Annotated in this window: 7 protein-coding genes; 2 read left to right on the top strand and 5 right to left on the bottom strand. The window is 56.8% G+C overall.

All coding sequences use genetic code 11. The annotated features are described in order from the left end of the window. Both AAC035_RS02610 and AAC035_RS02605 read left to right on the top strand, forming a co-directional pair. The coding region (locus AAC035_RS02610; protein ID WP_339799682.1) for a chorismate-binding protein at window positions 1-1,001 on the top strand (1,001 nt) is incomplete at its 5' end. Window positions 1,002-1,203: 202 nt separating this feature from the next. Next, window positions 1,204-2,421 (top strand): integrase arm-type DNA-binding domain-containing protein, encoded by a 1,218-nt coding sequence (locus tag AAC035_RS02605; RefSeq protein ID WP_339799680.1) that lies wholly within the window; start codon window positions 1,204-1,206, stop codon window positions 2,419-2,421. On the opposite strand, the gene AAC035_RS02600 is transcribed toward AAC035_RS02605, so the two are convergent. From AAC035_RS02600 to AAC035_RS02580, 5 genes are read right to left on the bottom strand one after another with little or no spacing between them, the layout of a single operon-like run. Beyond that, a complete protein-coding gene (locus AAC035_RS02600) occupies window positions 2,418-5,132 on the bottom strand; it encodes a hypothetical protein (protein WP_339799679.1) in 2,715 nt (904 codons plus the stop codon). The genes AAC035_RS02605 and AAC035_RS02600 overlap by 4 nt on opposite strands. Continuing rightward, window positions 5,132-6,661: a hypothetical protein gene (locus AAC035_RS02595; protein WP_339799678.1), complete on the bottom strand. Its 1,530-nt coding sequence runs from the start codon at window positions 6,659-6,661 to the stop codon at window positions 5,132-5,134. Before AAC035_RS02595 ends, AAC035_RS02600 begins: the two co-directional genes overlap by 1 nt. Beyond that, window positions 6,661-7,065 (bottom strand): hypothetical protein, encoded by a 405-nt coding sequence (locus tag AAC035_RS02590; RefSeq protein WP_339799676.1) that lies wholly within the window; start codon window positions 7,063-7,065, stop codon window positions 6,661-6,663. Before AAC035_RS02590 ends, AAC035_RS02595 begins: the two co-directional genes overlap by 1 nt. Continuing rightward, the gene (locus tag AAC035_RS02585; RefSeq protein WP_339799675.1) at window positions 7,062-7,412 is read right to left on the bottom strand and encodes a hypothetical protein; all 351 of its coding nucleotides are present in this window, start codon (window positions 7,410-7,412) and stop codon (window positions 7,062-7,064) included. Before AAC035_RS02585 ends, AAC035_RS02590 begins: the two co-directional genes overlap by 4 nt. Beyond that, window positions 7,412-10,177 carry a phage tail tape measure protein gene (locus AAC035_RS02580; RefSeq protein ID WP_339799673.1) on the bottom strand — a complete coding sequence of 922 codons (2,766 nt, stop codon included), beginning with the start codon at window positions 10,175-10,177 and terminating at the stop codon, window positions 7,412-7,414. The genes AAC035_RS02585 and AAC035_RS02580 overlap by 1 nt, the downstream gene beginning before the upstream one ends. Window positions 10,178-10,206 lie beyond the last annotated feature (29 nt).

Here is a 10,206-nt window from a genome sequence, read left to right as displayed (position 1 = left end):
TGAGGGGCAAGCTACATCTGATCGTCCACGCCGATCCGTCACAGCCCGGCGCCTATGAGGATGCCATGGCCCGCATCCATGAACTGGAAAGCCGCCTGCACCGGCAAACCGCCGACGCACCCCGGACCCCGGAGAAGCTGCGGGGCAAGACTGTAGATGAAAGCGATTTCATTTCCGGTTTCACCCAGGACCGGTTCGAGGCTGCCGTGGATCGCATCAAGGGCTATGTTCTCGACGGCGATGTCATGCAGACCGTGATCTCCCAGCGCATGTCCATTCCGTTCGAGGCACCGCCGCTTAATCTTTACCGTTCCCTGCGCGTGCTTAACCCGTCACCCTATATGTACTTCCTGGATCTGGAAGACTTCCACATTGTGGGTTCTTCGCCAGAAATCCTGGCCCGGGTTGAGGACGAGGAAGTCACTGTGCGCCCCATCGCCGGTACTCGCAAACGTGGTGCCACTGACGAACAGGACAAGGCACTGGAAAAAGAGCTGCTGAGCGACCCCAAGGAAATTGCCGAGCACCTGATGCTGATCGATCTGGGCCGCAACGACGCTGGCCGGGTGTCAGAAACCGGCACTGTCACCCTTACCGACAAGATGATTGTGGAGCGCTATTCCCACGTCATGCACATTGTCTCCAACGTCACTGGCCGCCTGAAAAAGGGCATGTCCTGCCTGGACGTACTGCGGGCCACACTGCCCGCCGGCACACTCAGTGGCGCACCGAAAATCCGCGCCATGGAGATCATTGATGAGCTGGAGCCGGTCAAGCGGGGCGTCTACGGTGGCGCAGTGGGATATCTCTCGTTCAACGGCAATATGGACACCGCCATTGCCATTCGTACGGCGGTGATCAAGGACAATACCCTGCATATTCAGGCCGGTGCCGGCGTGGTAGCGGATTCGGTTCCGCGTCTTGAGTGGAAAGAAACCATGAACAAGGGCCGGGCCATTTTCCGGGCCGTGGCCATGACCTACAACGATTTCGACCACTGAGGCGGAGGAACAGATTATGTTACTGATGATCGAGCACTGTCATGGTCGTCCGCCCGCATCCGCTCCTATCCAAAAGCCCTTTACAGCCGCAAGCCTTAGCGGCAATCTCTGTCCGTAGAAGACCGGCGAAATCCGCACGTATCCGAGAAAAAAGCGGGTATCAAAGCGGGTATCGTAGCCAAATTTCACGGGATACCCTCACATGGCCCTGACAGACCTGCAGATACGGCGATCCAAGCCGGCGGATAAGCCCTACAAAATAACCGACAGCGGCGGCCTCTATATGGAGGTTCGCCCAACCGGCTCCCGGCTGTGGCGGTACCGATACCGAATCGCAGGCAAAGAGAACGTGTTCGCCATTGGCGAGTACCCGGAAATCTCTCTATCCGCCGCCAGATCTCAGCGTGACGAGGCAAGAACTTTGGTTCGTCAGGGCATCCATCCTTCACACGTTCGCCAAACCGAGAAGCTGCACAATATCACCGAAAGCGCGAACACCTTTCAGGCGGTAGCCATGGAGTTCGCAGAACAGAAGCGCCGGACGTGGACAGAAAAATACTCGAATCAATTTGATCGGACCATGAAGGGGAATGTGTACCCCTATATTGGCCGGCTGCCCATTCGCCAGGTCACCAGCGTCCACATTTTGGAGATCATGCGGAGGATGGACAAACGGGGCGCGACCACCTACGCCATCGTGACACGCAAGTGGTGCTCTGCCGTGTTCCGATATGCCGCCTCAACCATGAGGGCGGACGCGGACCCGGCTGCGGCACTGAAGGGGGCTCTCACCCGGCCAGACGTGAAACATGCCCGGCCACTGGAGCCTGGGGAGATCGGGGAGTACCTGAAGAAGCTGGACAACTTTGGCGGGAATCGGACGACTGGGATTGCGCTTGAGTTACTGCTGCTGCTGTTCGTCCGCACAGCAGAAATCCGCACGGCGGACTGGTCGCACTTCGATCTGGATGGGGCGCAGTGGAAGATACCGGCTGAAAAAATGAAGATGCGCCGGATTCATGTGGTACCGCTGCCGGAGCAGGCCGTTGCACTATTGCGAGAGCTTCACGCCATCACCGGTGGTGGGCAATGGCTGTTCCCGAATACGCGCCGCCCACGGGAGGTGATGAGCCCGACGACCGTCAACCGGGCGCTCGAATACATGGGCTACTCCACCGGCCAGGTCACCGGCCACGACTTCCGCGCCACAGCATCCACCCGACTGAATGAAATGGGATACCCGCCGGCTCACATTGAAATGCAGCTGGCCCACGCACCGAAGAACAAGACGGCAGCGGCTTACAATCATGCTCAATATCTGCCAGAGAGAACCCGCATGATGCAAGACTGGGCGGATTATGTGTATTCTTTGAAGGCGGGCGGGGAGGTGGTCGGCATTCGCTCAGTTGCCAGCAGCTAGGCAACCGTCAGCCGGTGCATCAGATACGGCTCACCTGGCCTTTCAAAAAGTCCGCCAGCAGGATCACCAACTTCGTCTATACGCTGATAGCTGGCAGAGTTGCCATCATTATCCCGGGCAAGCACTGATACAGCGCGGCGGCCCTGCAGGATTACGGATGAAGCATCAGTGATGCCGCTGGCAAATATCTGCGGGAGTGAGGGGAGAAACGGGAAGTAAGTCGTAGTCGGGCCAGTGCCACCGGTCTGAGTTCCATTTGATCCGTCATCGGTTAACCCCACGTCGATCCCAAGGAACATGTTGCCGGAAGGGAATACCGAACCCTGAGAAATTGGAACGGTCTCGTCCGACAACTCAAGCGTCTCCACGCTTTGCCCATCAACAAATACTTCAACTGTGTGGCGCGATCGACTGGAGCCCCCAACCGGGTAGAGCTCGATCTGGCCATCTGGTCCGCCGCTCGAAAGAAGGTCATTGACCCATCGATTCCCTGCGCGCTCCCACGTGAATGTGTTCTCGACTGACGAAATGCCCGCGGCCACAAACTTATCTCGCCCGTTAATCGCGAGAGCCAGGAAGTTTGGTGAGTCACTGCGCAGCCTTGAAGTTGCGACCCTCTGAACAGAGTAGGTGTATACGCTGCCGTCATAGGAACCGCATGGCTCATCAACGACAGCTGTCTCTTCGTATGAGCTCGCCGTGGTGTCGGTGGTGGAGTGCTCAGCAAAAGGAAATGTCGCCAGCACCTCTCCCCGGCTGGTAATTATCTGATCAGGCTGGCCCGCTACAGAGCCGTTTGAGCTGACGCTGTTTCTTTCATCCACTGCACCTGTAAAGGTGTCAGGCCAGACATTCCCTCCGCCCCCGTCAACAGGCTGACCTGCGCAGGGATGCGGGTGCTGAGTTGTGCCGGCGCCATTTGACGTGGACATGTTAAAGGTATCGCTACTTGTGATTTTTGGACGACGATAAAGTACCGCAAAAAATCCCTGATCGTCACAATCGAAGTAAAGCGGAAGGTCTATTTGGGGGTCTACAGAATCAGACAGCAGTGAGGTGCTTATGTTCGTGCGAGCGGACGTCCTGTTGATGGTCCAGCTCGTCGCCTGCGTGTTGTAAGGGTAATCGCCCGGCTGCTCCCTGTCATAAACCTGCTCGACCGAAAACCCAGAGGTCACCGACAGATCGACCCGATAAACCTTAGACCTTGGCTCCCCGGTGTAATTTTGCAGCGTGCAAACACCCTGGGCGCCATTCGCATTAAAGTAGAAACCTGACACGAACATGGTACCAGTCGGGCACGTAAACGAATCGATTTCCGTGATGACTGAATCTATAGGCTCGAAACTGCCCGAAAGACTCACTCGCCAAAGCTTGAATACCGGGCTAAGTGATTCGCTGCTGACAGTGACGACATAAAGCCGCCGGTAACTCTCTGTGACCTCCATTGAAGCGCCGAGCACTGTCCGAACGCCCATCGTTGCGGCATAGTCCGCCAGATCAATCAGCAGCTTTCTGCGGAAAAATATGGCACTGCCCGGTGACCAGCTGCTCTGCCACGCAGAAACAAACTGCTCATTGTAGAACTCGAAAAAGCGGCTTGATGGGCCATGCCAGGATACAGCCAGGCCGCCAGAACCAATCCAGTTCATGTTCCCGGCAACTTGCGGGCTCACCCCTCGGCTGATCGCGTAGGGCTCGTCTCGGAATACCGGGGTCGCGATCCACGCAGAATTGATGCCACCGGGCGTGCCCAACGGAGGATTGACAGGATCGCCCGCCTCGTCTTCGAAAGGCTCGCCGAATACGCCACGAGACCCGTTCGGCTGAAGTATTGCTGGAACAAAGAAAATGCCGGCACGGTTGCAGGCTCGCGGGTTGCTCTCGAATCCTATCACTTGTGGACCGGACGCGAAGAAGCGAACCAGCACCCGGTCGCCCTCTTCAAATGCATCCTCATCACAGTCCATGTATTGGATGGGCACGTCCGTCAGCAGTTGAGCCTGATTGATATCCAGGCCCTGGGCCGATGAGCTGGCACTATCGAGATTTACTGAACACAGCTCGCCGCGTATCGCCTGGATCGTGCCGACTCGGTAACGTGGTCGCCACTTCTGGACGCCGGGGAGAATGGCCGCGTTGAAATACACCTGCTTACCGGACTGGGCCTCTCTCGGAACAAGGGCGCCAGCTGCTGCGGAGTGAGCCGCTGCATCAGAGAAACCCGGGGCGACAATAGTGCCCTGGCGGCCCTCGTCATTCACGTCAACGACGGCAACCTCTCCGGAAAGATCAAGGGTAAGGTCCGCGCACCAGGCCGTTATTTCCTCAGACTCGGGAATATCATCGATCTGGTTCAGCCGTTTCCTGAGGCCGAGATCTTCGGCAATCAACTCCGCGACCTGTCGCCGCAGCAACTGGGCTTCAGCGCCGAGCCTGACAAGGCTGACCTGGAGAGCGGTGATTGTGTCCCTGACAGTCTCGGGCTCTGTACGCAATGAGGGGATCAGGATGTCGATCTGCGTTGCTACGCTATCTCTCTCCTGCTCTTTCAGGAGCAATTCCAGCTGTCTTTCAGGCAGCGTTACCGCCAACTCTGCCAGTCGCTCCAGAACTCGGTCACGCTGCCGCTTTACTCGCTCAACATCATACAGCTGCTTGATCCGATATCGGCCATCACCGATGTGTTCGATAATCTCACCCTTGGACATTACCGCTCACTCACTTCACAGAATTTATCGGCTTGGCTGACGTAATAGTTGATATACCCCACCTTGAACTGCGAGCCGCCAGTGGAAACGGTCATCCCGGGCTGCAGGAACATGTCGATTTCGCAGCGGATCCGCGCCTGACCTCCAGTAATATTACGGCTTCTGACCCCCTTCAACTCTCTGGCCCCAGAACGCTCATTGCCGCCACGCTCATAGCCTGAGACCGTCAGCGTGAAAGATCGCGGGCCTTCGTCGTATCGAAGATCACCAAAGTCGCTTCGGACTATCTCATCCGCCCTGACTGAGCCGTCAGGAAATCGATAACCCTTTGATACCACCAGTTGCCCATTTTGCCGGGCCTCAAGTTCTTCGACCCACCTCTCCCAGCCCGGGATGCTGGCTTGCAGGTAATTCTGGCGCGGCGCTGCCTGCCGAGTGGCTTGCCATGTGGAAATCGGAATCTGAATATCAGAAAGCCCGTCAGCGTCACCGGTAACGGTCAACAGGTAGACCTCCTGCAACTGAACGGGATCCAGGAGCGCAAGCCAGTCATTGAACCCGGAGAAGGAAGCGGTAAATTCAACTGCAGCTGTGAAGGCACCGATGCTGTCGGCACTTACTCCACTGAACGATGCGTCGAACTGTACAACAGCGCTGATTACCCCCTCGATGGGAGGAACGCCGGGCGCCATGGCTACGAGCGAGACGGGCACGGAAGTCTCTCCCGCGAAGTCCCAACCCCAAACCAGCACCTCGCCAGTATCGAGCAGGCAAGCCGCCGTGTTGCCCGATATGCTGGCAAAAATATCAACCACCCCTGAAAGAGCCTCAGAAGGCGGCGTGCTTACCCCGTTGGCTGTGCTGCCCCACATTATGACCCCGCCATCTTGCAGGGCCATGCCATAAGCGGTACCTGCCAAAATTGAAGTCGGAGAAGTGACCGAAACAGGAATATTTCTTTGACCCGCGCTGTTGTTGCCCCAGGTCTCTATTGACCCATTCGCCAGCAGAGCTATGCAGAAGTTATTGCCGCAGGATATTTGCGCAACGGGACCAATGCCTGCTGGAACGTTCAGCTGCTGATCGCCATTATTTCCCCAGCCCTGAATGGTACCGTCGGCTTTGAGGGCAAATGACGTGTTGCCGCCGGCAGAAACCTGTACCACATCGGTCAGACCGGCCGGTATCGTCGTCTGCCCTACGTTATTCAGGCCCCAGCCAACAACGGTTCCATCTGATTTTAGTGCCAGGCAGTGATAGCGACCCATGACAATTTGCACGACGCCAGACAGGCCCGCCGGTACATCCAGCTGCCCATAACTGTTGCCTCCCCACGCCTCTACGGTTCCGTTTGAGCGCAAGGCTATTACGCACGTCTCATTGGTCTGAACCGACACTGCATCCGTCAGAGCGGGCTGACCGGATGGCGCGGCACCCCAGACAACAACCTCATCGGACGTGTTAATGGCGCACGATGTTGACCCACCGATTCCGATGGTTGCGGAATTGAAGCCGGTCAGTTCAGCCACTATGAGCCCACCACGATCGTGCCACCGGTAATGAACACACTGCTGCCCGCTTGAAGATTGACGGTGTTCAGCTGAAGCTCGCCACCCTGGCCGGTATCGGAAACGGTGAGGTAGATCACTTCAGCACCGTCTCGATCAATGATCCTGGCCCAGCCAGGGCTGCCGGTGATGTTAACTGCGAGCTCTTCACCAATGGCATCGAACGTAATTATTCCGCTTGCTTCTGTTGCCACCTGGTTGGTCAAGGCGTGCTCAGTCAGCAAGTCAGCTGTGATGGACAGGCCCATGGCTGAAGGCATTGACCCGGCGTAGATTTCCAGCTTCGGGCTATTGGTAGTGCCGGCAGCAAATGCAGAGACCATGGATTGACCCATGGTGGATCTGAGTGCGGTTGCGATCTTCATGCGCTGAGCTGCCTCTCTACAAGAATGTTGATTGTGACGGTCCCGTCGGTTAAGTCGAATGATTCGGGGGCGCCGAAAAAGCAGCCTTCTGAAAAGCTGACGATCAGCCGTCCATAGGACTTCACCAGCCGCCGGGCGTTTTCTGCCTCATCCAGCGTTCTTGGGGTCCACTCGATTCTGAGGGTTCGGTCGGCAGGGCTGTAGCCAAAATCAGTCACAGCAGCGCCGCCGTCCAAAGTAGGGGATCGGCTTACCCGCCGACTGAAGGCGGTCAAACCATCGGGTTCTGGGCGCTCAATCAGAAGGGTGCCGTCGATATCAAATACCGGTGCGCTTAATGTCAGCATTATGGTGCCCCCAGGCCGAGAAGCATTTCTTCACCGTCAGCGTTCATGCGAATCTGGATTGCCCGCAAGATCTCGAACATGAAGGCTTCCAGGTGCGGCTGAAGCCCGGCACCATCGACTTTGATCAATGAGTCGCCTCGCTCCATGGCTTTGGTGCGTTCTCGGATTTGCTCGATCTCCGCTTCGGTCAATTCGCGCTGCAGCTTTAGAGCCTCATCACGCCGGTCATTCTCCAGATCAATCTGGCGCTGAATGGATATTTGGTCGTAACGGCTGGCCTCGCCGAATTCACCGAACAGGCTACCAATTAGATCTCCAGTATTTGAGAAGGTGTCGCTGATGGATTCGAATAGTGCTACAGCCTTTTCCGCGCCAGCCTCCACCTCAGATATATCGAGTGATACCTTTCCCTCAATCAGAGCGATCCGCTCATTGCTGGCAATTTTCTCCATCTCGATCTGATATTCTTCAGTCTTTTCGATGACTTCCTGTGTCTTTTTGGCGGCATCCTCAAGGGACTTGTTGGAACGGACAATGGTGCCGGAGAATTCGTTTACCTTTCCGGTGGTCTCGTCGTAACCCAGTTGCAGCGATCGGTTGTTGTCAGACAGATCTTTCGTGCTGTCCGCGACATCGGCCAGGGCGCCACCGCTTTGAGTGACTGAGCGAGTCAGTTCATCCAGGGCGCTGGTGACCTCGCGCTGATTACCACCGTAATCTCCTAGTGAGTCGTTCAGTATCTTCTGTTCGTTGGCGTTCTTGACGAGCTCCTGAGCGCGACGGTTCAGGGCGTCAATATCCAGAGTGGCCGCTTGTTGAGTATTGTTAAGAGAATCCGCCAGCCGGTCATTGAGTTCTCGAAGCCCGCGGGTTTCCTCCGCTGTCTTTTTCATTTCGCCGGTCAGCGGTTTGAACTGATCTTCTATCCGCTTAATCTCATCGGCATTAAACTGCTCATACAGCCAGCCACCGATTGAGTTTCCGAAGTACTCCTCCATCGGCTCAATGATGGTCTTGTTAATGATTGTTCCGAGTAGGTAGCCTCCAGACAGAGCCAGCCCGACCAGTCCGCCCTTGCCGGCGGTTGTTGCAGCAATAGCCTTCACGGCATTGAGGTTGCCTATGAGAGCAGAGAAGCCTTGCGCACCAGCCAGGGCTGTAAGCCCGGTACCTATGGAACCCAGCCCAGATCCCAAAGCACCAATTGCAGGCAGCACGGTGTCGATGGCTTTCGCTAAACCCAGAAGCTCTCCTATGGAGCGCTTTGTTGAACCATCCAGGCTCTCGAACTGATCGATACCGGTACCAATCGCCTTGAACAGCGGCTGGAGCCCGTCGATGATTCCTGCCGATATGTTTACTAGGGCGGTGAAGGCGTCCACCACACGCTGCAAGGCGTCCTCCAGGCCTTCCACAGTGCTGAGGTCAATCTCACCAAAAACATTGCCGAAGGCATCCCCCAACTCGTCGCCAAGGTCGCCAAATGAGCCAAGCAGATCGCTGAAGTCCAGCCCGGCAAGCGCTTCCGGGAAATTCTCGGCGATGACCTTCATCTTCTGGTCGATGTCTTGTGCAAGCCCCTCAAGACCAGCGAGGATCGGAGCAAACACCCCATCATCGAGCCGTATCTCGTTACCCAGGGAATTAAAGATGCTGGTGACCGACTGGACGACACTTCGGGTTTCGTCCGTCAGATTAGTACCCAGGCCGATCAGGGCTGAGTTGAGGTTGTTGCGCAGAGTTTGGCCGAGCAGACCCAGTGTTTCTGTCAACTCCAGAGAGGCTGTTTGTGCTGCTCCGGAGTTGGTTTCCATCGCGGCCAAGTTTCTGGCAAAGGCATCCGAGGCATTACCGGTCAAGGCCAGCACTGGTGCCAGCGCCTCTACAGAGCCAAACAGTCGGGCCATCAGCTCTGTGCTGCCGCCGGTCGCCTCCCTGACGTCTGCCAGTACTCCGGCAAAACCTTTGCTCTCAAGGGCGGCGGCGTCGAATTCAATGCCGAGTTCATAAGCGAGTCCGGCGGCATCTTTTGACGGCTTCAGGAGCGAGGTGATAGCCGCCCGGATTCCCGTAATTGCCTCAGCGGTATTTGTGCCGGTTTCAGCAGTAATGGTAGCAACGGCCGCAGCCATCTCGTTGAAAGATAGTCCAGCTGCCGAAGCTATCGGGGCCAGGCGGCCAATGGTTGACGCCAGCTCCGGAATGGTTGTCTGGCCCAGCTGAACCGCCGTGAAGAACGTATCGGCGTATGCCCCGGCCTCGTCCGCAGAAGCACCAAAGGCATTGAGTGTAGATACCAGGGCAGTAGTCGTGTCTCCGAGGTCAGCCCGGCCCGCAATGGAGAGGCGCTCTGCTGCAGCCAGAAGCTCCAGCGACTCCTGGTAATCGATACCCGCAGAGATTGCGCCGTAGGTCGCGCTGGTTATGGCGTCGAGGGAGGCGGTGGAGCTGTTGGAGTATTCGAGTATCTGTGCCTGGAAGTCGCGCAGGTTATCCGCTGGCTGACCAATCAGAGTTGAGATTTCACCGAACGCGGTATCGAAGTCGTCCGCGATCTTGATGGCATAACCGGTGACAGCCAGGCCAGCGGCAGCCAGCGCAAGATCCAGTTTAATTATTGAGTCGGTGACACTGGCCAGCGGGCCGGTGATGCTGCCGACCTGCCCTTCCAGCTTATTCAGCCCCTTGCCAACGGAGCTGATAGCGTTGCCGGTGTTATCGATGCCACCGAAGATGATATCGATCGTTCTCTGAGTCGTGGCCATCTTTTCTCCGGGCATAAAAAAGCCCCGCC

This window comes from uncultured Marinobacter sp. (genome assembly GCF_963974375.1).
Lineage (GTDB): Bacteria > Pseudomonadota > Gammaproteobacteria > Pseudomonadales > Oleiphilaceae > Marinobacter.
The sequence above is the reverse complement of the archived record's forward strand: the minus strand, read 5'-3'. Positions and strand labels throughout refer to the sequence as shown.